Here is a 22,395-nt window from a genome sequence, read left to right as displayed (position 1 = left end):
AACCCGATCGAAAATGCCTTCTCGAAGCTGAAGTCGATCCTCAGGAAAGCCGCCGCCCGCAACATCCCCGAGCTCTGGGACACTATCCGCGACGCGCTGCCCCGCTTCACCGCCGAGGAATGCACAAACTACTTCAGCGCCGCAGGTTACGAGCCTGAGTGATCAGATTCTGCTCTAAGATACTGCTGACTGAAGCCCGAACGCGCTTGGACGTCTTCCTGGGTCAGGTTCTTCTCCCGACGCAGGCGGGCGAAATTTCTGCCGACCAACATGCGCATGTCCATACGCAACCGGTCGCAATTTACTCGCAGGAATCGTATCAACTATAGTATGTATCTGCCACTCGGTGCGCATCGGCTCGGTCACCGAGTGGCTGGGGGCGACTGTGATGGGCAGTGACGCAAAGACCACTATGCGACCACGAACGACCCACAGAACGCAGCTGCCAATCTGGTCAGTACTGTCGCTAATCGTGGCATGCAGCTTCACGTCGTTTGTCGTCGGATTTGTCGGTGGGTATCACGCCGGCGCCAGTCCCGGCGCATTGGACAGCACGGCCAACTCTGGACTTATGGCCGAGGCCAAGGAAGTTTCTGCCAACGCTGAGGCCCGTCCGATAGCAACGGAGCGCAATTCGCCGCCTGTTCCGCAAAGCCGCGTCGGCAGTGGCGAATCAAGCCATTCGCAACCTAGTTCAGCTACGCAGGTCGTCACCAGCAATGCCGACTCCTCTGGTCCGGCCGTGAAAGAAGGGGTGGCAGCTCTTGCGGGAATATGGAGTAAGTTGGCAGGTTCTGGGGACGTATTTTTATGGCGCTGTGCTAACAACACGTTTGCCGCCATGAAGTTACAATCGGATGCATCAGTATCTGTTGATGTCCGTAGAACTGATTCTCTCATGAACCCGTACATAGGCGTTGTTTATATACAGGGACGCTTCGTATCTAACGCTGCCAGCTCTAGCGCGAACGGTTTTTACCAGAACGACGGCGGATTGGTTCCAGCAGGAAACCGGTGTTTCACGACCCAAGAGCAAGCGCTGGCGCACCTATCCGAGGCTGACTTTGCTCAAGATGAAAGTAGGATACTCAGCTTTGAAGCATATTACACCTTGAAGGACGGCAATCTGGTTCTTAGCGGAGGCAACACAGTTTTTCAGAACGCGTTCCTGTCCAATTTCACCCTGACAGGCACCGCAGCTGGCAGCCTGTGGCCTGACGCCGTCTCCATGAAAGTTCAGTGAGCATAGTCCTATCGGGATCACTGGACGCCACGCGCTTGACACTGTCCGAGCGGGCACTGGAATACGTCGTGAAAACGCTCCAAGACAAACACCCCGACCGACAAACAAATTCACAAAGAAGTTTGAATTACCTTGGGATCCTTACTTCCCCTAGCTTCGCAAAGCTCTCGGTTCGATGTAAAACGCGCTTCCGAGAGGGGAACAGGATATGCACTGCGAAATTGAGTTTTTACCGGTGGGCGACGGTTCAAAAGCCGGCGACGCCATCGTAGTACGCTACGGATACCCCACTGCCTATCAGTTAATGTTGGTCGACGGCGGACATGCGGAAACTGGGGAAAACGTTGTTGCGCATCTAAAAAAGCACTTTGGTCCATTTCCTGTTTTGGAGCATGTCGTGCTGACTCATTCTGATTCCGATCACGCGTCGGGATTGCGGACTGTTTTGAGCGCGATTCCTGTAAAAAATCTTTGGATGCACATCCCCTGGCTTCTTGCGGACGAGTCCCGGCATCTTTTTTCGGACAAGCGGTGGACCGCGGAGGGGCTAAAGCAGGCTATCAAAGCTGAGTATGGAACGCTCAGCGAAATCTATGATCTGGCCGTTGCCGCCGGCTGCAACATCTTCTTCCCCTTCGAGGGAGCGGACATCGGCCCTTTCCGCGTATGTTCGCCCAGCCGCGAGACTTACAACTATTTGCTTCCGCAATTCGAAAAGACTCCGGACCCCGATCAGGCGACGATTGAAGCTGCTCACATGTGGCTGGGTAAGGAGTCTCTCGCTCGCAAGCTGCTAGAGGCAGCAAAGGCCGCGATGCAAAGTTGGACGACTGAAACCTGGGAGGATGAACGGCTGCGCGATGGCGGCATCACAAGCGCAAGTAACGAATCGAGCGTAGTGCTCTACGGTTCGTTTGACGATGATGCCCGCGTGCTGCTCACCGCCGACACCGGAACAAATGGCCTACGATGGGCCGCAAACTATGCCGACAGCTTGGGCCTGCCCCTTAAGAGTTTCAGCTTTGTTCAGATCCCTCATCATGGAAGCCGCCGGAATGTCGGACCAACGATCTTGACACGTCTCTTGGGGGAGATTCAGCCGGAGGGTTCCCCCACGCGGTTCAGTGCTTTTGTTTCGGCACCTAAGGACGACGTGAAGCATCCCCGTCGGATCGTTCTCAATGCCTTCAAGCGACGCGGGGGATATATAGTTGCAACCCAAGGCACCGGAAAAATTCACTGGGGCGGCTTTCCGAAGCGTGAGGGATATGGCGACGCAGAAAACCTGCCATTCTATACCCAAGTCGAGGAATACACGTGACGGACGGACCTCCGCGCTCGTTGAAAGACCAGAACCGTTGGCAACTCTGGCTTACAATCGCTGCGAATTTCGCGTTGTTCTATGCAGTCGCACAATCCGACGCCATCGCCGTATCAGGCATCAAAGGCCTCTTAGAAGGGGCTGCAAACCTCTTGCCTGTAGGCTTGGCGCTGATCGTTACATCAATCGCTAACGGCCTCCTAAACGCCGCAGCGAAAGCGCGGCTGGTGTTTCTAAGATGGCACTTTGCCTTGCCGGGTCATCGAGCCTTCAGCAAACATGGACCGGGAGATCCTCGGATAGATATGGCCCGAATTAGAAAGACCATGGGGGAAGATTTTCCGAGTACGCCAAGTGAGGAAAATCGGGCTTGGTATAGGCTCTATAAGGACACGGAGAAGGACCCTGCGGTCGTCCAGTCACACAGGGAATTTCTATTCACGCGTGACTATGCGGCATTCTCATTCCTATTCTTCCTCGGCTTTGGAACGGCTTCCTTTTTTCTGGTGCAATCCCTCAGGGTGTCGCTCATCTATTGCGTAGTTTTGCTGGCGCAGTTTTTGATTGTCCGTCATGCAGCGGCAACGTATGGGGTTCGCTTCGTGACAACGGTGCTGGCGCGCAAGGCTGACAAGGTCGCATAATTCGGGGCGCATTCAGATCGGAAACGTCTTCATGGTCATCTTTTTCCACGGCGAAGGCGACAAACGAATAGGCGCTACTGCCTTCACCCAACTCACTAAGGATTCAGACCGAGCCGCAGGCGTCGTCGCAGCGTCAATCGTTGAACAGCGATTGGCGGAATGTCTCCAATCGCGCTTCCCGAAGGGCGATCTTTCAGAGAAATTGGCTGCAGCTCTTTTCCATTCCAGTGCGGCCCTGGGCAGCTTCAGTGCCAAAATAAACGTCGGCTATCTCTTCGGCTATATCAGCGCCGCCGCGCAAACTGATCTGCAAAACATGAAGGAGATTCGCAATCGTTTCGCGCATCGGACCGATATCGACTCATTCAGTCACCCGGAAATCAAATCGCGATGCGAAAACCTGAAGCTTGTCGATAACTATGTCAAAGATGAGCATCCACCTAATTCCTACGCCGTCGGCGAGCCGGAAAGCGGTGTGCTTATGGCGTTTCCCGGCGCGTCAGAACAATTGAAGGACCCGCGAGAGCGCTACATCACAAGCGCGATGGTCTTTAACTTCTTTCTGGGAGCCACCGAGATGACTGGCTGGTCACGTCCTGATGGTCCAGTGATCTGACCGCCTCATCGGCAGTGGGTAACTCCGTGGGCCAACTTCCATTCTATTTTTTTGAAATTTCGACCAACTCGCCAACGTAGGCCCTAAGCTCGGCAAGCGAATCTGGATCGCTAGCCGCAATTTTCTGGAGCAGATAGAGGGAGTGCACTGACTTCGCGAAAGAAAAGCGCGCGCCACTAACATGACTGCAGACCGTTTTGATGAGGTTGGCCCCATCGACTCTGGCCAGCCAAGCTTCGCTCGACAAATCCCCCTTCCATTGGGCCTTCGCCTTCAACGCTGGGTCGCCTGCAGAAGCCAACAATGCGCTCTCAACGCGTTCAACGGCGTCCTCCGCGTTTATGTCATGTAGCTGCTCAGCTATGAGGCTCCCTATGGCGGAAGCATTAATAAGGTAGGATTCAAAATTCCTACGAGGCAGAAAGCGAACGCGGTCGACAGATTGGCGGATAAGGTCTGCCTTCTGTTGTGGCGACAAATCCTCGGTGTCAAATCCAAATGTCACCGACTTCACAAGCGGCAGAGTTGTGCGACTAAGGCGCTCGTAGATATCCAGAATTAGCTTCCGCCGGGGTATTTTTTGAGAGAAGTCGCTGGGGGCTACGACCGACACAAACTTGGTCGAGTGTGGAATTGGATTGTTGGTTTCGTACAGATACGTGAAGCAAAGCTCCTCGGTAGAACCCTCAACCCAAATTATTCGTTCTGCAGAAAACACGTCGGTCATTGATATTCCGAGCTGACCGGCTACGTTTTGCAAATCCTGGAGATTTCCTAAATCGACGCTCGCTATCTGGGACCTAAATCCGTCCTTTTCTACAAAATGGACAATAGAGGGCGAAGCCGCACTCAGCACCTCAGCTGAATGAGTGGTAACAATATACTGATTGTCGGAATAATATATTTGCAAAATCCTTAGCAAAGATTTTGCAGCGGCGGGATGAAGGAAGCTGCTGATCTCATCTATCATTAGCACTGCGCCACGCATCGTAAGTGCTACTGTCAAGATGGCGATAGCTTGCGACAATCCGGTTCCAGAACTATTAAGACCGAAGCTGAGCTCAAAGTAGTTTTGCTCTTCGGTCGGCCAGACTCGGACTTCCAATTCGGCCCCACCAACCGGGCCGACGCTCAGGTTCCCGACGGTAGAAAAAATTTCACGCAAATGCTCAATCAAACGTCGAAATATTCCCGGCCGATTGCCCTGCATTCGATTTAGGTACGCTGGCAAATTCACAGCGGTGCCGTCGAGCTGCTCTGGGTTTGAGAACGGGCTTCTACCAAGATTGAACCGCTGCGCGTCAAAATAGAACGAGTTTTCTACCCAGACATTCTGAAGCACTTCGGCAGCAGTGTCCGCACCTGTTGAATCTGCAAGGATTGTAAACTCTCCGTCCCTTGCCGAAATTTGGGTCGCAATTGTCGCGGGGCCGTGAAAAAGTCCGGTTGATGGAGATTCACGCGCAAAAAAAGCTTGCTGCCCAGAAGTGCGGCTCAATTTCCATGTCGTTGTCCCCTCGTGGATATAATTCTCGAACGATTCCTTTCCTGTTTGTATCTCTCGCTGGAACGGCCAGTATATTTGTCCACCCCTGCGGAGGAATGCGCGCCGATATTGAGCTCCAGGTACTTCTAAGTCGATTTCCTGTACCGGCGGCTGGAGGCTTTCGGACAAGAATCGGTCTTCGCCTCGGTGCCTATTGTCCTCAAGTGCCTGCCTCAAAGAGACCAAGAGTGCACTTTTTCCCGAGTTGTTTTGACCAACAATTATGTTGATCCCATCGGAAAACCGGATCCAACCGCTATCTGCGAAGCTGCTAAATCCAACGAGGCGCAGCTGATTAACTTTCATTGGGGAACTCTTGCGCATTTACAGGAGGTGTGCGGTCGGATTTTCTTATCAGACCAAATACCTGGAAAGAAAGCTAGCGCGGCAGGGATTATGGGGCGGCTTCAGAAAGGACCGATACTGCCCTGGTGGGCTTGGCGGGCAGTTGGCGTTGTCACGGCCGACAAGAGCCCGGACACTGCTGCTTGTGCGCCCATACTGGCTACGCTTGCCAACCACGCGACAAGCCTTATGTCCAGGGACATCCGGCTGGAGGGCCAGTGCAGTGGTCGTTGGGAGGGGGCCGGTCCCAATCCGCTGGGCCCGATATGAGCTTGCTTTCGTTTCCTATGGCTCATCGCTCCGTCGGGCGCTGTTGGGCTTTCTCGTGCCGAACAGCGGGGCTTTCCAGCCGCACGGCAGGCTGGGCACGCTTTATCCTTCAAGGACCGCCTTCTTTCGCTGCTGGAATTCTTGCTCCGAAAGAATTCCCCGTTCGCGAAGAGATGCCAGTTTCTCAATTTCGTCCGCAGCCGAGATTGGTGCCGGAGTTGCCGCCGTTTTGAGTGACGAGATCTTGCCTTCTACGAGTTCACGCAATTTCGCAAAAATCGGTTGTTGGGCGGCTTTGAATATGACGCTGTTCTCGTCCGATGTGGCGGCGAACAGGCCGTTCCTATTTTCAACTCCTCCCTGAACCGAAAACTGGATATATCCGTTGGTGAGCGCCCCCGCGCTCTTAAACTGGACAGCGGTGATACTGGTGAACGGGATAGTCTTATCGCCCTTCAAGCCGTGGGTCATGAAGCTCAGTACGCCTTCGCGCTTGATAACGAGCCTGTCTGCCTGCACATCTATAGCCCCACCAACCCCTTGAATCAGCATCTTCTCCCCTCCGCAAACTTGCCGAACTATCTCACAGCTATCCCGCCTTGAGGACTGTCAATCAGCAGAAATGGCTGCGTTGGGACTCATGGCGGGTTTCCCCCTGGGCAAGCGCGGCTACAATGCACGAGAAATACGTGCTTGACGACATGCCAAGGGTATGTCCGGTTTCAGATTCTCTGTTTTATCGAAACAGAACCAAAGGGCGACCAATTGGCAACCTTGCTACCGCCTACAAGGTAAGCGGGATTGTTAAATCTGATGACTGATACCTTCGCCTCCACAGCCATATTACGGGCTGGACGCGACCCTCATAGGCCTGCCAACGAAGCACTCTGAGGTGGATTTTCAGGTGGATTGAAATCCATACAGTTTCTGTATCATACTGGAAATAAAGCATTTTCAGTAGGGGAATGGTGCCGCTTAGGTGACTCGAACACCTGACCCCATCATTACGAATGATGTGCTCTACCAACTGAGCTAAAGCGGCCCGGGAGGCCAAGGCCTCCAAGATGGGCTGGGTGATAGACTCAACTGGCTGCGAATTCAAGATGCGACTTGGCAATTCTGCACGGGCTTCCGTCAGGATCGAAAGCCGGCCTCGGATCGGTCTTGCGGCACGGTTCGCCCGTCCTTGCGCGTGAAAATCGCAGACAGGGTCCGATTTTGTTTGCCGGAACATCGCCAAGATGGACTTTGGACACGCTGTCGAGGCAGAATGCGGCCGTCCGCCCGTTGATTGATTGGTCGCCTGCGGCTAACCATCACGCGGGGTTGGACAATTTGCAGAGGGATCTCGCTTGGACGCGATCGAAAAAGCGATCCGGAACGCCTTGGAAAAGGGCAATGCCGAGGACCGCGCGTTTCGCGAGAGGGTCTACCGGTCGGCCTTTGCCGCGCTCGACCGCGCGCTCCAGTCCAATCCCGGCGTGACCGTGGAAGTCGCCATCAAGCGCCGCAAGGCGATCCAGGCGAAGATCACCGAAATCGAATCCGAATTCCTGCCGGCGGTGCCGGACGTCGCCCCGCAGATCGACGCACCGGTGGCCGGGCCCACGGCCGGCGTAGCGCCGGCGGTCGAGACGGGACAGGAGGCGCCATCGCCCGCCTTTACCGTGGACGGCCCTGTACACCCGGCATCCGACGCGGCGCGCTCGCGCGTGCTGCCGGTCGTTCCCGACATCATGCCGGACGCTATCGACATCGCAGCCCCCGCCGCGCCGGGAGCCGCGACCGAAGTGGCGCCGGACCGCGATGAACGGCGCATTCGCGGACGACGCCTGCCGCTGACCGCGATCTTCTTCACGGTGACCCTGCTTGCAGCAATCGGCATCGGCCTGTTTTTCGCCATGCAGACCGGCGTGTTCAAGACGGCGGCGCAGCTCAATACAGCGCCGCCGGAGGCGCCGCCGACCGTCGAGGGCGACGATTTCACGCCGGCCGACGGCGCCAACGCGCCGGCAAAGCCGGGCGCGCCGGACCAGTCGCGTGACTGGATCAATGTGTTCTCGCCGAACGACCCGACACATGTCGCCGCCCCCTCGGACGCCAAGGCAGAGGTGATGAAGGACGACACCGGCTCGTTCCTGCGCATCCAGTCCGGCGCCTCTGGTTCGGCGATCGTTTTCGACGTCGGGCAGGGGGTGCTGGAGAAGCTCGCCGGCAAGCACGCCATGTTCGACATCGTCGCCCGCGCCGAGGACGGCAAGGACACGCAGATTTCCGTCGACTGCAATTTCGGCGAGCTCGGCGACTGCGGCCGCAAGCGCTACGCGGTCGGCCAGCAGAAAAACGAATATTTGTTCGACGTGCAGTTCCCCAACAAGCATCCGGGCTCGGCCGGAACCATTGCCGTCAATTCCGATTTCGACAAACAAGGCAAGGCGGTCAACATCTACGAGATCCGCGTCTCGGTCGAGCCGTAGTTGCGAGCAGTCAGAGCGGTTCAGCGTTTGATAGAATCGTTGACCCGCTCTAACTCGTTGCCTTGGGTCATTCCGGGCGGAAAGCGGCTGCACACTGGAATTGCCCTAGCGGTCCAGCAGCGCCTGCAGCGTCTCGATGCGGTCGGCCTCGTTGGCCGGCTTGTCCCAGCGCAGCCGTGAGATGCGGGGAAAGCGCATGGCGACGCCGGATTTGTGCCGGGTCGAGCGGTTGAGCCCCTCGAAGGCGACTTCCAACACCAGGCCATTGTCGCGGTCGGCCCGCACCGAGCGCACCGGCCCGAAACGTTCGACCGTGTTGTCCCGGACATATTTGTCGATCTGCTTCAGTTCCTCATCGGTGAAGCCGAAATAGGCCTTGCCGACTGGCACCAGTTCCTCCTCGCCCTCGGTCCCCGACCAGACGCCGAACGTGTAGTCCGAGTAGAAGCTCGACCGCTTGCCGTGCCCGCGCTGGGCGTACATCAGCACGGCGTCCACCGTGTGCGGATCGCGCTTCCATTTGAACCACGGGCCTTTGGGCCTCCCGGCGACATAGGGCGAATCCCAGCGCTTCAGCATCACGCCCTCGATGATCGGATGCGGCGGCAAACGGCGCAGGTCTTCAAGCGCCTGCCAATCCGTGAACGCCACGAAGGGCGACAGGTCGAAACGGCTCGGGTCGAGTGTCTTGACGAAGGCTTCGAGGCGGCCGCGCCGTTCGCGGAAGGGCAGTGCGCGCAAATCCTCGGCGCCGATCTGCAGCACGTCGTAGCAGCGCATGAAGGCCGGATATTGCTGCTGAATCTTCGGCGTCACCGTCTTGCGGTTCAGCCGCTGCTGCAGGTCCGAAAAGGTTCCTGTCGCCTCTCGGGGATCCCCGACCAGCAATTCGCCATCGAGTGCCGCGGAAAAATGCATGGCGTCGGCAAGATCGGGAAAAGCGCCGGAGACATCGTCGCCCGTCCGCGAATAAAGCCGGCGGATGCCCCCTTCCGCTACCCCCTGCACACGGATGCCGTCCCATTTCCATTCGGCCGCATAATCGGCGGGGTCGAGCTTTTCGAGATCGCCGTCACCGACCGGGTTAGACAGCATCACCGGGCGGAACAGCGCCATCGCCGTGTTCCGAGGCTTGTCGGCCTTGCCTTCCAGCCAGGCGAACAGCGCGGTGTAGGGCGGCGACAGGCCGTGCCAGAGCTCCTCGATCTCGGCGACATCGACCTCGCCGAGATCCGCCAGCGCCTGTTTGGCGAGCCGCGCCGAGACGCCGATGCGCAGGCCTCCGGTGACCAGCTTGATGATGGCGAAGCGCGCCGAGATGCCAGCGCTGTCGAGCAGCCCCGCCAGGACCTTCGGTCCGTCGGATCGGCTCGCCGCCTGCAGTTTGGCCACGACCTCGCCAAGCGTCGGCTCGCGGTTCGGGATTTTGCCGGGTGTTTGCGGCCAGACCAGCGACACCGTCTCGGCGAGATCGCCGACATAGTCGTAGGAATAGCCGAACAGCACAGGGTCCATGCGTTCGGTGACCAGCATGCGCAGCATCGCCGGTTTGACCGCCGCGATTTTGAGATCGCCGGTGATCGCGGCCACCGCCAGGCCGCGATCCGGATCCTCGACGCTGCGGAAATAATCGGTGAGCAAAGTGAGCTTGCCGTTGCGCGACGGGGTCAGCACAAGGCGGTCGAGGAGTTCGGCGAAGCGGTTCATGCCGTCAATCGCCCTCGTCCTCATAGCCCACCAGATGCAGCGGCCGGGCGGCGATGCCTTCGAGTTCGCACCAGCGCACCAGCGCTTCCTCGCGGCCATGCGTGACCCAGACCTCCTCGGCGCCGGTCTCCTTGATGGTGGCGGTCAGCTCGTCCCAGTCGGCATGGTCCGATATGATCAGCGGCAGTTCGACGCCGCCTTGCTTGGCGCGCTGGCGGATGCGCATCCAGCCCGACGCGAAGCACGAGATCGGATCGGGAAAGCGCCGCGCCCAGCGGTCGGCGAAGGCCGCTGGCGGCCCGACCACGATGGCGCCGGCGAAGTCTTGCCTGCCGCCTTCCACCGTCGCCGGTTCCAGCGTTCCCAGATCGATGCCCTGGCTCTGGTAATAGTCGCTGAGCCTGGCCAGCGCGCCATGGATGTAGAGCGGCCTGTCGTAGCCGGCATCGCGCAACAGCCGCATCACGCGCTGCGCCTTGCCCAGCGCATAGGCGCCGACCAAGTGCGAGCGTTCGGGAAACTGCGCCGCCGATTTCAAAAGGCGGGCGATCTCTTCGGTATCGGGTGGATGGCGAAACACCGGCAGGCCGAAGGTCGCCTCGGTAATGAACACGTCGCAGCGGATCGGCTCGAAGGGCGCGCAGGTCGCATCCTTCTGACGCTTGTAGTCGCCGGAAGCGACGATGCGCGTGCCCTGATGCTCGACGGAGATCTGCGCCGAGCCCAGCACATGGCCGGCCGGATGGAAGCTCACGCTGACGCCGTCGAGGACGATCGTCTCGCCGAGCCGCGCCGCCTGGCAGATTTCGGCAAAATCCTCGCCATAGCGAAGGCCCATTATGTCGAGCGTCTGCTGCGTCGCCAGCACCGAGCGGTGACCGGAGCGCGCATGGTCGGAATGGCCGTGGGTGATCAGCGCCCGGTTCACCGGCCGCACCGGATCGATGAAGAAATCGCCGGGCGGGCAGTAGAGGCCCTCGGGCCGGGGATGAAGCAGGTCGCTGGCGCGCATCGTCCCAAGATAGGATATAATTCCGCCACGGGAAGCCTGTCACCGGAGACTGCTGACTCCTCGACAAAGGATGCGCAATTCGGTTCAGCTTCGACATGTTTTGCTCTACATGGACATGCAGCCGGACGCCTCCGCCGGTGGAACCATCATCATGAAACCGCTTCAGACCTCGTCGGGCGACCTGAACGCCGATCGTCGTGCCGACTATGCCGAGATGCTCTTTGCCTCGGGCGATCACGCCGAGGCGGCCGAGCTGCTGCTTGCTGCGCTGGACCTGGCGCCGCAATGGGCCATGGGCTGGTTTCGCCTTGGCGAGATGCAGGAAGCCGCCGGCAGGCCTGACCTCGCGGCGCAGGCCTGGACGACATCGCTGAAACTGGACCCCGCCGATCGCCAGGGCGCGGCCCTCAAATTGCAGTTGATCGGCAGGGGACCGGTTGCCACCGCGCCGCCCAGTGCCTTTGTCGAGACGCTTTTCGATCATTATGCCGAGACATTCGAGGAGATGCTGGTCGGCAAGCTCGACTACCGGCTGCCGGGTGTGCTCGACGCCATCATCCGCCAGGCAGAGCCGGGGCGCTTCCGCCTGGCGCTCGACCTCGGCTGCGGCACCGGCCTGATGGGCGAGAGGCTGAGGCCGATCGTCGACCGGCTGGAAGGAGTCGACATCTCCGCCAGCATGTTGAGGAAAGCGCGGGCAAAAGGCGTTTATGACGCGCTGACCAAAGCGGATCTGCAGCGATTTTCCTATCCGGGCGAGAAGGCCGATCTGGTGACATCAGCCGATGTTCTGATCTACATCGGCGCGCTGGAGGGCATCGTGGCGACAGTTGCCGGCCTGCTCGCCGGCGGTGGCCTGTTTGTGTTCTCGGTCGAGAGCCTGGTGGATGGCGGCGATTTCGCTCTGCAACCCTCCCGGCGCTATGCACACTCGGATAGCTATGTCAGGCGCATACTCGAGGCCAATGGATTTTCGATCCTGACACTGAAACCGACAACCATCCGGCAGGATCGCCGCCAGCCCGTCAACGGGCTGGCGGTCGTGGCCCGAAAAGGTCACGCCGCATGATTTGTGGATGGTCGTCATGCAATGACGCTGCTGCGAAAAAGTCGGATTTGCGTGCGCGACTGATATTTGCGATCTGGTCGCATCAGGGCGGGATATCTGGAGGAGCATATCAGATGCGCTGGAACATGATGGTCTTGGCATCTTGCCTGGCGACGGCCGGCTGCGTGGGTAATTCGATGTCGGAGCGCCAGGACGCCAACATCCAGTCCTCGCTGCAGTATGACAGCGTGCCATGCGATCAACTGCTGGCGCAGCGCAATGGATTGGCGCAGCAATACAACCTTCCGACTGCCGCGAAGCCGACCTTCTCCAATCCCGCCATGGGCTTCGGCCCGTTCACGCCCGACATACGCTCCGAGGCCCAGCGCGACAGCGACAAGGCGTCAGGCGAGATCGATGCCATGAACCGGTCCATCGACCGCCGCGACTGCGGCAAGCCGGACAAGCAGAAGAAGCTCGCGCTGCCTGGCTAACCTGACCAGGCGAGGGTAAAGTCCAGCTAATATCCCGCCTTGCGGTCCACCAGATTCTCCAGCTTTTCGCCGCGCTCGAAGGCGTCCATCTGGCGCAGCATGATCGGCGCCAGATGGACCGGATCGGAGGTCGCCGCGGCGTGCGGCGTGACGAACACTTTCGGATGCTTCCACAGCGGGCTGGTCTTCGGCAGCGGTTCGACCTCGAAGACGTCGAGGCTCGCCTCCTTCAGTGTGCCGTCGTCCAGCGCCCGCACGATGTCGGTGTCCTTCTGCAGGCGGCCGCGTCCGGCATTGATCAGCACCGAGCCGCCGAGGCCGTTGCGTTTCCTCAGTTCCTTCAGCACGCCATAATTGATTATGCCCTGGGTGTCCGGCGTCAGCGGCAAAAGCACAACCAGTATATCGGTCGCCTTGAGGAACGGGATCAATCCGGCCTCGCCGCAATAGGTCGCGACCCCTTGCATCGGCCGGTCGGTGCGCGACCAGCCATTGACCGCGAAGCCGAGCGACAGAAGCACCGAGGCCGCGGCGCGGCCGAGATTGCCGAGCCCCATAATGCCGACGGAAATGTCCTCGGCCGGCCGTTGCTGCGCCTCGCGCCAGATCTTCTTCGGCTGCTGCGACCGGTAGAGCAGGCCCTGACGATGATGGTCGAGCACCCGCCAAACGACATATTCGGTCATGTATTGGGTGAGATTGTCGGCGACGACTCTGACGATCGGCACATCGGGCAGGCCGGGGTCGGCGAAGATATGGTCGACGCCGGCGCCGATCGAGAAGATGGCGCGCAGATTGGGCAGCGACGCCAGAATATTCGGCTTCTGCTTCCACACCACCGCGTAGGTGATCGATGGATCCTTGGCGCCATCCGGCTCCAGCACCACCTCGCGCTCGGCCGACAACAGGTCGCGCCAGCGCTGCGGATGAAAGCCGGTGACGGCAAGCAGGATGCGGCCTTTTTCCATCGTGGTTCGTCTAGTCCCTTTTATGCCAATCACTCGCTGACGGTGCCGGTTGGCGCCGTCTCTATCTTGAAGGCTGCCGAGATGAGCGCCCGAGTATAGTCCGTTTGCGGCTTTCCAAAAATCTGTTCGGAAGGACCGGCTTCGACGATCTGGCCGTTGCGCATGACGATGACGTCGTTGGCCAGCGCCCGGATGACCTTGAGGTCATGGCTGATGAAGAGATAGGCGAGGTCGTGCTTGGCCTGCAGGCTGCGCAAGAGGTCGACGACCTGTGCCTGCACGCTCATGTCGAGCGCCGATGTCGGCTCGTCCAGCATGACGAAGCGCGGGTTGAGCACCATGGCGCGGGCGATCGCGACACGCTGGCGCTGGCCGCCGGAAAACTCGTGCGGATAGCGGTTGCGGGTCGCCGGATCGAGGCCGACCTCCTGCAGCACGGCGGCCACCTTGTCGTCGCGCTGGTCCGGTGAAAGCCTCGGTTCGTGGATCTTCAGGCCTTCCTCGATGATCTCGGCGATCGACATGCGCGGGCTGAGCGAGCCGAACGGGTCCTGGAAGACGATCTGCAATTCGCGTCTGAGCGGCCTCATGGCGTTGAAAGTGAGCTGGTTGATGTCGCGCCCGTTGAACTGGATGGTTCCGGTCGAGGAGATCATGCGCGCCAGCGCCAGGCCGAGCGTCGTTTTGCCCGATCCGGATTCGCCGACCACGCCCAGCGTCTGGCCGGCGCGCACGGTGACGTCGATGCCGTCGACCGCCTTCACATGATCGACCGTGCGGCGGAAGAAGCCCTGTTTGATCGGAAACCAGACCTTGATGTCCTTGCCCGTCATCACCGCCTTGGCGCCGGCATTGGCGGCTGGCGGCTTGCCCTTTGGCTCGGCGGCCAGGAGGTGACGCGTATAGTGGTGCTGGGGGTTGGCGAAGATGTCCTTGGTCGGTCCCGTCTCGACGATCTTGCCCTTGGTCATCACGCAGACCCGGTCGGCGATCTTGCGCACGATGCCGAGATCATGGGTGATGAACAGCATCGACATGCCTTTGCGGCTCTTGAGGCCGGCCAGCAGTTCCAGGATCTGCGCCTGGACGGTGACGTCGAGCGCCGTCGTCGGCTCGTCGGCGATCAGGAGTTCCGGTTCGTTGGCCAGCGCCATGGCGATCATGACGCGCTGGCGCTGGCCGCCGGACAATTGGTGCGGATAGGCGTCGAGCCGCTTCTGCGGATCGCGGATGCCGACCTCGTTGAGCAGCGCAAGCGTGCGCGCCTTGGCCGGGCGGTCGGCCATGCCCTGGTGCAGCTTCAGGATCTCGACGATCTGCTGCTCGATCGTATGCAGCGGATTGAGCGAGGTCATCGGCTCCTGGAAGATCATGGTGATCTTGTTGCCGCGCACCTGGCGCAACTGCTTCTCGTTCATCGCCAGCAGGTCGGCGCCCTGGAACAGGATCTTGCCCGAGGGATGGCTGGCGCTGGGATAGGGCAGGAGCTTCAGCACCGACAGCGCCGAGACCGACTTGCCGGAGCCGGATTCGCCGACCAGCGCCACCGTCTCGCCCTCGGCGATATCGAAGGAGATATGGTCGACGGCGACGGACTGGCCGCCGCCCTGCCTGAAGGCGACGCTGAGGTCCTGTACGCTGAGCAGGGGAGCACTCATCCCTCGATTTCCGAGATAGCTTTGTCCAGGGCGGAAATCTCCGGTCGCATGATCGAAATTTCCGCTGTCAATTGAGGAGGAACGAGTCGATCTGGCGCGAGAGAATAGGCATCTTTCAACCTGGTATCGGCAGTCAGGAATTGCGTGCAGCCGAAGTGCATGGCCGCGGCAAGGTGAATCGCATCCGGTAGCCTGAGAGAAACGAATTTCGAACGGAGCTGTGCCGCGTGCCACAGAACCTCGCGAGTTACCGTCCCAACTAAGACAAAGGCGTTGCCAATCGAAATATTGTCATAGAGCTCGACAAGCGACTCGTTGCCTTTTTTCAGAGGATCAACCATCAACTCTGCCAACACGATCTCGCTTGTCGCGAGGAAAGGCTGCTGTCTACCCCCGTTCAATGAAATGAGCTGAAGCAGCTTTTTTGCGAGTGCATCATTGTTTTCAAAAGCGTAGATGAAAATGTTCGTATCGATATAAAGCCGGAAGGCGGCCATCAATCCTCCCATTCATCACGGAGGGCACGAACGCGCGCGACAGCTTCTTCGAGGCTCGTTCCCGGCGCGCTGGCCTGAGCATTTTGCATAAGTTCAAGCAATTGTTCGCGGCTGAGAGGCCTTTTGGCTTCCTCTTCTACAGTAACCGTGACCGAGGCACCCAGGGCTATACCCGATCGCAATTCATCGGGGAGTTTCGATGCCGGATAATGCTCAAGGATGACCTTATTCATAGCGAGGTCCTCTCATGGGGGGCGGCGTGGCTGCCACTTGTGATTCACCGCTCACTGCCACCAGTCGTTTCGCCAATTGACGCATACGGCCGCTTTTATGCGAATTGCCACACCGAGAATATAACATTCCGAATGCCGGTTTGCCTCTCATTTGAACGTCTTGCGCGGATCGAAGGCGTCGCGCGTCGCCTCGCCGACGAAGACCAGCAGCGACAGCATCAGCGAGATGACGACGAAACCGGAAATGCCGAGCCACGGCGCGTTGAGGTTGCGCTGTGCCTGTTTCAGCAGTTCACCGAGCGAGGCCGAGCCGGGCGGCAGACCGAAGCCGAGATAGTCGAGCGAGGTCAGCGTCGAGATCGAGCCCGAGAGCAGGAAGGGCAGGAAGGTCAATGTCGCCACCATGGCATTGGGCAGCAGATGCCGGAACATGATGGTGCGGTTGGGCACACCGAGCGCGCGCGCCGCGTTCACATATTCGAAGTTGCGCGCGCGCAGGAACTCGGCCCGCACCACGCCGACCAGCGCCACCCAGGAGAACAAGAGCATCAGGCCGAGCAGGATGAAGAACCCCGGCGGCAGAATGGCGGCGACGATGAGCAGCAGATAGAGCACGGGTATAGCCGACCAGATTTCGATGAAGCGCTGGAACAGCAGATCCGTCCAGCCGCCGAAATAGCCCTGCACGGCACCGGCTCCGACGCCGATCAAGGCCGACCCGGCGGTCAGGATCAGGCCGAACAGCACCGAAATGCGAAAACCGTAGATGACGCGCGCCAACACGTCGCGCGCCTGGTCGTCGGTGCCCAGCCAGTTCCAGTTGCCGACAATGCAGGCAGGATCATCAGCCCCTTTTGGATACTGGTTGCAGCGCGTCTTGGCGTCATACCGCCAGGACGGCTTTGCGGGTGCGGCTTCGGGAATGGCGTTGTTGACGGTCTGGTAGGAGTAGCGGATCGGCGGCCAGATCATCCAGCCATTGGCGTTGATCTCGTCCTGGATCACCGGATCGCGATAGTCGGTGACGGCGTAGAAGCCGCCGAACTTTTCTTCCGGATAGGCCACCAGCACCGGAAACAGGATTTCGCCCTTGTAGGAGGCGACGATCGGTTTGTCGTTGGCGATGAATTCGGCAAACAGCGACAGCACGAACAGGACGAGGAAAATCCACAACGACCAGAAGCCACGCCGGTTGGCCTTGAAATTCTGCAAGCGGCGCTTGTTGAGCGGCGACAGAAACGGCCGTGGGATCCGCACCGGTACCGCGCCGGCAGTAACGCTTGCCTCAGACATCAGACGTCTCTCCGCTCGAAATCGATGCGCGGATCGACCCAGGTGTAGATGAGGTCGGACAGCAATCCGATGAACAGTCCGAGAAGCGAGAAGATGTAGAGGTTGGCGAACACCACCGGATAGTCACGCTCGACCACCGACCTGAAGCCGAGCAGGCCGAGGCCGTCGAGAGAGAAGATGTTCTCGATCAGCAGCGAACCGGTGAAGAAGGCCGAGATGAAGGCGCCGGGGAAGCCGGCGATGACGATCAGCATGGCATTGCGGAACACGTGGCCGTAAAGCACCTGCCTTTCCGACAGGCCCTTGGCGCGCGCGGTCACGACATACTGCTTGCGGATTTCCTCCAGGAACGAGTTCTTGGTGAGCAGCGTCGTCGTGGCGAAGGCCGACAGCACTAGCGCCGTCAGCGGCAGGGTCATGTGCCAGAAATAGTCGACGATCTTGCCCGGCCATGACAACTGGTCCCAATTGTCCGAGACGATGCCGCGCAGCGGGAACCAGTCCCAGAAGGATCCGCCGGCAAACAGCACCATCAACAGGATGCCGAACAGGAAGCCTGGAATGGCGTAGCCGACAATGACGACGCCGCTGGTCCAGACGTCGAACGGCGAGCCGTCCTTGACCGCCTTGCGGATGCCGAGCGGGATTGAGATCAGGTAGGACAGCAGCGTGATCCAAAGTCCGATCGAAATCGAAACGGGCATTTTCTCAAGGATCAGATTGAGCACCGAAATATCGCGGAAATAGCTGTTGCCGAAGTCGAAACGGGCATAGTTCCAGAGCATCATGCCGAAGCGCTCGAGCGGCGGCTTGTCGAAGCCGAATTGCTTTTCCAGCTTCTTGATGAATTCTGGATCGAGTCCCTGGGCGCCGCGATATTTCGAGCCGACGTCGCCGGCGGCGTCGAAATTGGAACCGCCCGTATCGCCGCCACCGCCGCCGAGGCGGTCGCTGCCGCCCTGGTTGGTCAGCTTCGCGATGACCTGTTCGACCGGGCCGCCCGGTGCGAACTGGATGACGGCGAAGGAGATCGCCATGATGCCGAACAGGGTCGGGATCATCAAAAGGATGCGGCGCAGGATATAGGCGCCCATCAGGCTTCCTGCCCTCTTTGGACTGATATCTCAGCCTTTGCCAATTTTTGCCGCCTTGTCTTTATCGACCCACCACAGCGCCTCGACCGGAAAACCGAAATCGGGCTTCTGCTTGGGAAAGCCGAACATATCCCAATAGGCGCTTCGGTGATTCGCCAGGAACCAACTAGGAATCCAATCGCACCGCGCGCGCAAGACCCGGTCGAGTGCCCGCATCGCGACTGTCAGGCTTTCACGGTCCTTGGCTGCCCCAACCGCATCGATCAGCATGTCTATAGCGGAGTTTGACACGCCTGGCAGGTTGCGCGAGCCGGAAAGGTTGGCGGTTCTGGAGTGGAAGAAGACTTCGAGATCGTCGCGCGTCGGCGTCGCGCTGAACGAGAAAGCGGCCGACAGCAGATCGAAATCGAATGTCGCCTGCCTCGCCTGGTATTGCGCCGAATCCACCAGCCGGATCGTGGCGTCGATGCCGATCGCCTTCATGTTGGCGACCCAGGGCGAATAGACCTGCACGAAGGTATCGTCGTCGACCATGAATTCCGCCGAAAGCCTGCCGCCCTTCTCATTGACGACGAAATCGCCCGTCCGCTTCCAGCCCGCTGCATTGAGAAGCTTTGCCGCTTGGCCAAGCAGCTTGCGATCGCGCCCGGAGCCGTCGGACGCGGGCTGCGTCACCGCCTCGCCGAAGACTTCGGGCGGAAGCTGGCTGCGCAACGGCTCCAGCAGGGTCAGTTCCTGCGGCGATGGCAGCCCTTCGGCACGGAAATCGGATTTCTCGAAGCAGGATTGCGAACGCTCGTAGGAGCCGTAGAAGAAGTTGCGCCGCGTCCATTCGAAATCGAAGCAGAGCGCGATCGCCTGGCGCACGCGCGGGTCGCGAAACTGTTCGCGTCGCTGGTTAACCGCCGTCCCCTGCATTGTCGGCCGCTTTTCGGCGGGGAATTCGTGCTTGACGACCTTGCCGGCGGTCAGGGCTGGAAAGTCGTAGGCGGTCGCCCAGACGCGCGAGGTGAATTCCTCGCGATAGGTGATTTCGCCTTTCTTGAAGGATTCGAAACCGGCCATGCGGTTCTGGTAGAACTCTATGCGGATGCGGTCGAAATTGTTCTGGCCACGATTGACCGGGAGGTCGCGGCCCCAATGGTCCACCACCCGGTCGTATTCGATCCAGGCGCCGGCGGAGAAGCGCCCGACCTTGTAGGCGCCGGAGCCGAGCGGCGGGTTCAACTGCGAGGAGTCGAACGGATTGGCCGTGTAGAAGGCCTTCGACAGGATCGGGAACTCCACGACATTGAGCACGGTGCGGGCCGATTGCTTGCCGGAAAACGTAAGCCGCAGCGTGCGGTCGTCGACAGCAACGGCATCGACCAAATGGGTCAGCGACAGTGACAGGTCGGGGTGACCCTTTTCCTTGTAGAGCTTGAAGGTGAAGGCTGCGTCCCGCGCCGTCAGCGGCGTGCCGTCATGGAAACGCGCTTCGGGGCGAAGCGAGAAGGTGAAGGCGTTGCGGTCGTCGGACAGCGTCACGCCGTCGGCGATCTGGCCATAGACGGCGTCGGGTTCGTCGAGCGCGCGCACCATCAGCCCGTCGAAGCACATCTCCATGCGCGGCGGCGCATCGCCCTTGTCCACGAAGGAGTTCAGCGTGTTGAAGGTCTGCGTATCCTGGTTGTAGCCCCAGTTCGGCGGCGCGAAATTGAAGATCCCACCAGCCGGTGCTTCGACATTGACATAGTCGAAATGGGTGAAATCCGGCTTGTATTTTAGATCGCCGAAGGCAGACAGGCCGTGCAGTTTGGTGCCTGTCGCGATGTCGGCGAAGGCTTTTGCGGGCAACAGAGTCGCGGCGGCGGCAGCCGCGCCAAGTGCGAGGAAGTCGCGGCGGGGAAGAGCCGCCATCAATTACCGCCCTTGTATTTGGCCGCCAGCGCCTTCTCCTTGTCGAGGTCGATCCACCACGAATCGATATCGGCACCGACATAGGCGGGCTGCTTGTCGGGGAATTTGAATTTGTCCCAATAGGCCAGCCAAACCGCGGACCGATGGTATTGCGGCACCACGTAGAAGTTCCACAGCAGGACGCGGTCAAGCGCATGGGTGGCGGCGACGAGATCATCGCGGTCGGTGGCGAAGATGATGCGGTCGACCAGCGCGTCGACGGTGGGATCCTTGATGCCCATCAGATTGCGCGAACCAGGTGCGTCGGCGGCCTTCGAGCTCCAGAAATCGCGCTGCTCGTTGCCAGGTGAGTCCGACTGGCCGAACAGGCCCGTGACGACATCGAAATCGAAGTTGTTGACGCGGTTGATGTATTGCGTCTGATCGATGATGCGGAGCGAGGCGTCGACACCGATCTTGCGCAGATTGGCGATGTAGGGAATGGCGATCACCTGGTCGGTATCATTCCAGCCGAGAATCTCGAACTTGAACGGAGCGCCTGTCTTGGCGTTGACCATCTTGCCGCCCTTGATGACCCAGCCGGCCTTGGCGAAGAGATCGACCGCCTGCCTCAGATACTTTCGCTCCGCTTGCGGGGAGTCGTAGACGGGCAGCTTGAATTCCTGCGTGAAGAGTTCTGGCGGCAACTTGTCGCGATATTTTTCCAGGATTTCCAGTTCCTTGCCTTGCGGCAAGCCGCTGGATGCCAGTTCGGTCCCCTGGAAATAGCTGGATGTGCGGGTATTGAAGCCGAAGAACAAGGTGCGATTCATGCTTTCGAAATCGAACGGGATGGTCAGTGCCTCCCGGACCAGCCGGTCCTGGAACAACGGCCGCCGCTGGTTGAGGACAAAGCCCTGCATTGGTTGTGGCGACTGGGTCTGAAAATCCTTCTTGATGACGTCGCCGGCCTGGATGGCTGGGAAATTGTAGGCCGTCGCCCATTTGCGGGAGCTGTACTCGCGGTTGATATCTTCCAGACCGCCCTTGGTGAAGGCAAGCCAGGCGGCATTGTCGTCGAGGATGTAGGTATATCGGCGCGTGTCGAAATTCTCGCGGCCGATCTTCACCGGCAGTTTGGCGCCCCAATAGTCCGGCACGCGCTGCCAGACGATTTCCGAACCCGGCTTGAAGCTGGCGATCTTGTAGGCCGCCGAGCCGAGCGGGATTTCCAGCGTCGGCTTGGTGACGTCTCGCTTCTTGCCGTTGGCATCCGTGCCTTCCCACCAGTGCTTCGGCAGCACCGCGAGGTCGCCGATGATCTTCGGCAGCTCGCGGTTGCCCTTCTGGTTGAAATGGAACTCGACCTCGTGGTCGGAGACCGCGACCGCATCGGTGACGTTCTCGAAATAACGACTGTATTGCGGGCTGTTCGCCTTCAGCACCTGGAACGACCAGATCACGTCATCGACGGTGATCGGCTGGCCGTCATGCCATTTCGCGCGCGGGTCGAGCCGGTAGGTCGCAGAGGAATAATCGGCTGGGTATTTGTAGGCGTCGGCGATCAGAGGATGGCTGGTGCTGCCCTCATCGGTCGCCTGCTCCATCAGCGTGTCGTAGAGCAGGCCGCCACCGAATCCCACCAGGCCGGCCGCTGGCGATCCCTGGACGATATAGGGGTTGAAGCTGTCATAGGTGCCGAGCAGCACCGAATTCAACGTGCCACCCTTGGGCGCGTTGGGGTTGACATAGTCATAGTGCTGGAAGTTGTCGCCGTATTTGGATTGGCCGATCAGCGATGAGGTGGTCCGCCACTCGTCGGCCAGGGTCGTCTGCAACCCCGCCGCCAGCAGGGCCGCCGCCAGCAGCGACTTGAGAAGCATTCGGCCAACCGTCATGCACCATCCTCTTCGCTATCGTGCCAGATCATCCAGAAGGAGTGATCCTAGATGATTTGGCGCTCGTGAAAACCGCAATGCGCCGGCTTTGTCGCCGCACCGCGCGTTTTCTCGACAAAAAAGCCGGGCTGAACCCGGCTTTTTCAAGATCAT

Annotated in this window: 19 protein-coding genes, 1 tRNA gene and 2 pseudogenes; 8 read left to right on the top strand and 14 right to left on the bottom strand. The window is 59.7% G+C overall.

Annotated features, from left to right (window positions below; all coding sequences use genetic code 11):
• Positions 1-162, top strand: a pseudogene (locus FJ958_RS32000) (IS630 family transposase); the annotation flags it as partial.
• Between the two features lie 14 nt (positions 163-176).
• Here FJ958_RS32000 and FJ958_RS31995 read toward each other — a convergent pair.
• Positions 177-284, bottom strand: a pseudogene (locus FJ958_RS31995) (helix-turn-helix transcriptional regulator); the annotation flags it as partial.
• A gap of 287 nt (positions 285-571) precedes the next feature.
• Here FJ958_RS31995 and FJ958_RS16420 point away from each other — a divergent pair.
• The 4 genes from FJ958_RS16420 to FJ958_RS16405 all read left to right on the top strand — a co-directional run bounded on the left by FJ958_RS16420 (position 572) and on the right by FJ958_RS16405 (position 3,824).
• Positions 572-1,243, top strand: a complete 672-nt coding sequence (locus tag FJ958_RS16420) for a hypothetical protein (protein ID WP_140744248.1) — start codon at positions 572-574, stop codon at positions 1,241-1,243.
• A 208-nt stretch (positions 1,244-1,451) separates the two neighbouring features.
• Positions 1,452-2,564, top strand: a complete 1,113-nt coding sequence (locus FJ958_RS16415; protein WP_140744247.1) for an MBL fold metallo-hydrolase — start codon at positions 1,452-1,454, stop codon at positions 2,562-2,564.
• Between the two features lie 20 nt (positions 2,565-2,584).
• On the top strand, positions 2,585-3,208 hold the full coding sequence (locus FJ958_RS16410; RefSeq protein ID WP_140744246.1) for a hypothetical protein: 624 nt from the start codon (positions 2,585-2,587) through the stop codon (positions 3,206-3,208).
• 31 nt (positions 3,209-3,239) lie between these two features.
• Complete coding sequence (locus FJ958_RS16405; protein ID WP_140744245.1) at positions 3,240-3,824, top strand: hypothetical protein; 585 nt, start codon at positions 3,240-3,242, stop codon at positions 3,822-3,824.
• A 43-nt stretch (positions 3,825-3,867) separates the two neighbouring features.
• Here the strand turns inward: FJ958_RS16405 and FJ958_RS16400 are convergent, their stop codons facing one another.
• From FJ958_RS16400 to FJ958_RS16390, 3 genes are all read right to left on the bottom strand, one after another.
• On the bottom strand, positions 3,868-5,676 hold the full coding sequence (locus FJ958_RS16400; protein ID WP_181176407.1) for an ATP-binding protein: 1,809 nt from the start codon (positions 5,674-5,676) through the stop codon (positions 3,868-3,870).
• A gap of 411 nt (positions 5,677-6,087) precedes the next feature.
• A complete protein-coding gene (locus FJ958_RS16395; protein WP_140744243.1) occupies positions 6,088-6,537 on the bottom strand; it encodes a DUF4429 domain-containing protein in 450 nt (149 codons plus the stop codon).
• A gap of 414 nt (positions 6,538-6,951) precedes the next feature.
• Positions 6,952-7,027 (bottom strand) — tRNA-Thr (locus FJ958_RS16390).
• A 310-nt stretch (positions 7,028-7,337) separates the two neighbouring features.
• Here FJ958_RS16390 and FJ958_RS16385 point away from each other — a divergent pair.
• The gene (locus tag FJ958_RS16385) at positions 7,338-8,462 is read left to right on the top strand and encodes a hypothetical protein (protein WP_140744242.1); all 1,125 of its coding nucleotides are present in this window, start codon (positions 7,338-7,340) and stop codon (positions 8,460-8,462) included.
• Positions 8,463-8,567: 105 nt separating this feature from the next.
• On the opposite strand, the gene FJ958_RS16380 is transcribed toward FJ958_RS16385, so the two are convergent.
• Both FJ958_RS16380 and FJ958_RS16375 read right to left on the bottom strand, forming a co-directional pair.
• Entirely contained in the window at positions 8,568-10,169 is a 1,602-nt protein-coding gene (locus FJ958_RS16380; protein ID WP_140744241.1) for a cisplatin damage response ATP-dependent DNA ligase, read from the bottom strand.
• Positions 10,170-10,173: 4 nt separating this feature from the next.
• Entirely contained in the window at positions 10,174-11,181 is a 1,008-nt protein-coding gene (locus tag FJ958_RS16375) for a ligase-associated DNA damage response exonuclease (RefSeq protein WP_140744240.1), read from the bottom strand.
• 151 nt (positions 11,182-11,332) lie between these two features.
• Here FJ958_RS16375 and FJ958_RS16370 point away from each other — a divergent pair, with 151 nt between their 5' ends.
• Together FJ958_RS16370 and FJ958_RS16365 are read left to right on the top strand one after the other, a co-directional pair.
• Positions 11,333-12,250 carry a class I SAM-dependent methyltransferase gene (locus FJ958_RS16370; protein ID WP_140744239.1) on the top strand — a complete coding sequence of 306 codons (918 nt, stop codon included), beginning with the start codon at positions 11,333-11,335 and terminating at the stop codon, positions 12,248-12,250.
• 113 nt (positions 12,251-12,363) lie between these two features.
• Positions 12,364-12,723, top strand: coding sequence for a hypothetical protein (locus FJ958_RS16365; RefSeq protein ID WP_140744238.1), 360 nt, complete (start codon positions 12,364-12,366; stop codon positions 12,721-12,723).
• Between the two features lie 26 nt (positions 12,724-12,749).
• Here the strand turns inward: FJ958_RS16365 and FJ958_RS16360 are convergent, their stop codons facing one another.
• The 8 genes from FJ958_RS16360 to FJ958_RS16325 form a co-directional block, all read right to left on the bottom strand.
• On the bottom strand, positions 12,750-13,691 hold the full coding sequence (locus FJ958_RS16360; protein WP_140744237.1) for a glyoxylate/hydroxypyruvate reductase A: 942 nt from the start codon (positions 13,689-13,691) through the stop codon (positions 12,750-12,752).
• A 29-nt stretch (positions 13,692-13,720) separates the two neighbouring features.
• Positions 13,721-15,349: an ABC transporter ATP-binding protein gene (locus FJ958_RS16355; RefSeq protein WP_140744236.1), complete on the bottom strand. Its 1,629-nt coding sequence runs from the start codon at positions 15,347-15,349 to the stop codon at positions 13,721-13,723.
• On the bottom strand, positions 15,346-15,846 hold the full coding sequence (locus FJ958_RS16350; RefSeq protein WP_140744235.1) for a PIN domain-containing protein: 501 nt from the start codon (positions 15,844-15,846) through the stop codon (positions 15,346-15,348). The genes FJ958_RS16355 and FJ958_RS16350 overlap by 4 nt, the downstream gene beginning before the upstream one ends.
• Positions 15,846-16,079 (bottom strand): hypothetical protein, encoded by a 234-nt coding sequence (locus FJ958_RS16345; RefSeq protein WP_140744234.1) that lies wholly within the window; start codon positions 16,077-16,079, stop codon positions 15,846-15,848. The genes FJ958_RS16350 and FJ958_RS16345 overlap by 1 nt, the downstream gene beginning before the upstream one ends.
• A gap of 147 nt (positions 16,080-16,226) precedes the next feature.
• Positions 16,227-17,372, bottom strand: coding sequence for an ABC transporter permease (locus FJ958_RS16340; protein ID WP_140744233.1), 1,146 nt, complete (start codon positions 17,370-17,372; stop codon positions 16,227-16,229).
• Positions 17,372-18,466 (bottom strand): microcin C ABC transporter permease YejB, encoded by a 1,095-nt coding sequence (locus FJ958_RS16335; RefSeq protein WP_140744232.1) that lies wholly within the window; start codon positions 18,464-18,466, stop codon positions 17,372-17,374. Before FJ958_RS16335 ends, FJ958_RS16340 begins: the two co-directional genes overlap by 1 nt.
• A 30-nt stretch (positions 18,467-18,496) precedes the next feature.
• Positions 18,497-20,365 (bottom strand): extracellular solute-binding protein, encoded by a 1,869-nt coding sequence (locus FJ958_RS16330; protein WP_140744231.1) that lies wholly within the window; start codon positions 20,363-20,365, stop codon positions 18,497-18,499.
• Complete coding sequence (locus FJ958_RS16325) at positions 20,365-22,242, bottom strand: extracellular solute-binding protein (RefSeq protein WP_140744230.1); 1,878 nt, start codon at positions 22,240-22,242, stop codon at positions 20,365-20,367. Before FJ958_RS16325 ends, FJ958_RS16330 begins: the two co-directional genes overlap by 1 nt.
• Positions 22,243-22,395 lie beyond the last annotated feature (153 nt).

The sequence above is a fragment of the Mesorhizobium sp. B2-3-5 genome (assembly GCF_006442395.1).
Classification (GTDB): domain Bacteria; phylum Pseudomonadota; class Alphaproteobacteria; order Rhizobiales; family Rhizobiaceae; genus Mesorhizobium.
This window is presented reverse-complemented; position numbering and strand designations above follow the sequence as displayed.

What these genes read in the sequence shown, in the direction of transcription:
- FJ958_RS16350 (WP_140744235.1), bottom strand. Translation starts at nt 15,846, where the DNA reads ATGGCCGCCTTCCGGCTTTATATCGATACGAACATTTTCATCTACGCT.
- FJ958_RS16330 (WP_140744231.1), bottom strand. Translation starts at nt 20,365, where the DNA reads ATGGCGGCTCTTCCCCGCCGCGACTTCCTCGCACTTGGCGCGGCTGCC.
- FJ958_RS16400 (WP_181176407.1), bottom strand. Translation starts at nt 5,676, where the DNA reads ATGAAAGTTAATCAGCTGCGCCTCGTTGGATTTAGCAGCTTCGCAGAT.
- FJ958_RS16340 (WP_140744233.1), bottom strand. Translation starts at nt 17,372, where the DNA reads ATGTCTGAGGCAAGCGTTACTGCCGGCGCGGTACCGGTGCGGATCCCA.
- FJ958_RS16345 (WP_140744234.1), bottom strand. Translation starts at nt 16,079, where the DNA reads ATGAATAAGGTCATCCTTGAGCATTATCCGGCATCGAAACTCCCCGAT.
- FJ958_RS16355 (WP_140744236.1), bottom strand. Translation starts at nt 15,349, where the DNA reads ATGAGTGCTCCCCTGCTCAGCGTACAGGACCTCAGCGTCGCCTTCAGG.
- FJ958_RS16365 (WP_140744238.1), top strand. Translation starts at nt 12,364, where the DNA reads ATGCGCTGGAACATGATGGTCTTGGCATCTTGCCTGGCGACGGCCGGC.
- FJ958_RS16360 (WP_140744237.1), bottom strand. Translation starts at nt 13,691, where the DNA reads ATGGAAAAAGGCCGCATCCTGCTTGCCGTCACCGGCTTTCATCCGCAG.
- FJ958_RS16405 (WP_140744245.1), top strand. Translation starts at nt 3,240, where the DNA reads ATGGTCATCTTTTTCCACGGCGAAGGCGACAAACGAATAGGCGCTACT.
- FJ958_RS16370 (WP_140744239.1), top strand. Translation starts at nt 11,333, where the DNA reads ATGAAACCGCTTCAGACCTCGTCGGGCGACCTGAACGCCGATCGTCGT.
- FJ958_RS16420 (WP_140744248.1), top strand. Translation starts at nt 572, where the DNA reads ATGGCCGAGGCCAAGGAAGTTTCTGCCAACGCTGAGGCCCGTCCGATA.
- FJ958_RS16380 (WP_140744241.1), bottom strand. Translation starts at nt 10,169, where the DNA reads ATGAACCGCTTCGCCGAACTCCTCGACCGCCTTGTGCTGACCCCGTCG.
- FJ958_RS16395 (WP_140744243.1), bottom strand. Translation starts at nt 6,537, where the DNA reads ATGCTGATTCAAGGGGTTGGTGGGGCTATAGATGTGCAGGCAGACAGG.
- FJ958_RS16325 (WP_140744230.1), bottom strand. Translation starts at nt 22,242, where the DNA reads ATGACGGTTGGCCGAATGCTTCTCAAGTCGCTGCTGGCGGCGGCCCTG.
- FJ958_RS16375 (WP_140744240.1), bottom strand. Translation starts at nt 11,181, where the DNA reads ATGCGCGCCAGCGACCTGCTTCATCCCCGGCCCGAGGGCCTCTACTGC.
- FJ958_RS16335 (WP_140744232.1), bottom strand. Translation starts at nt 18,466, where the DNA reads ATGGGCGCCTATATCCTGCGCCGCATCCTTTTGATGATCCCGACCCTG.
- FJ958_RS16415 (WP_140744247.1), top strand. Translation starts at nt 1,452, where the DNA reads ATGCACTGCGAAATTGAGTTTTTACCGGTGGGCGACGGTTCAAAAGCC.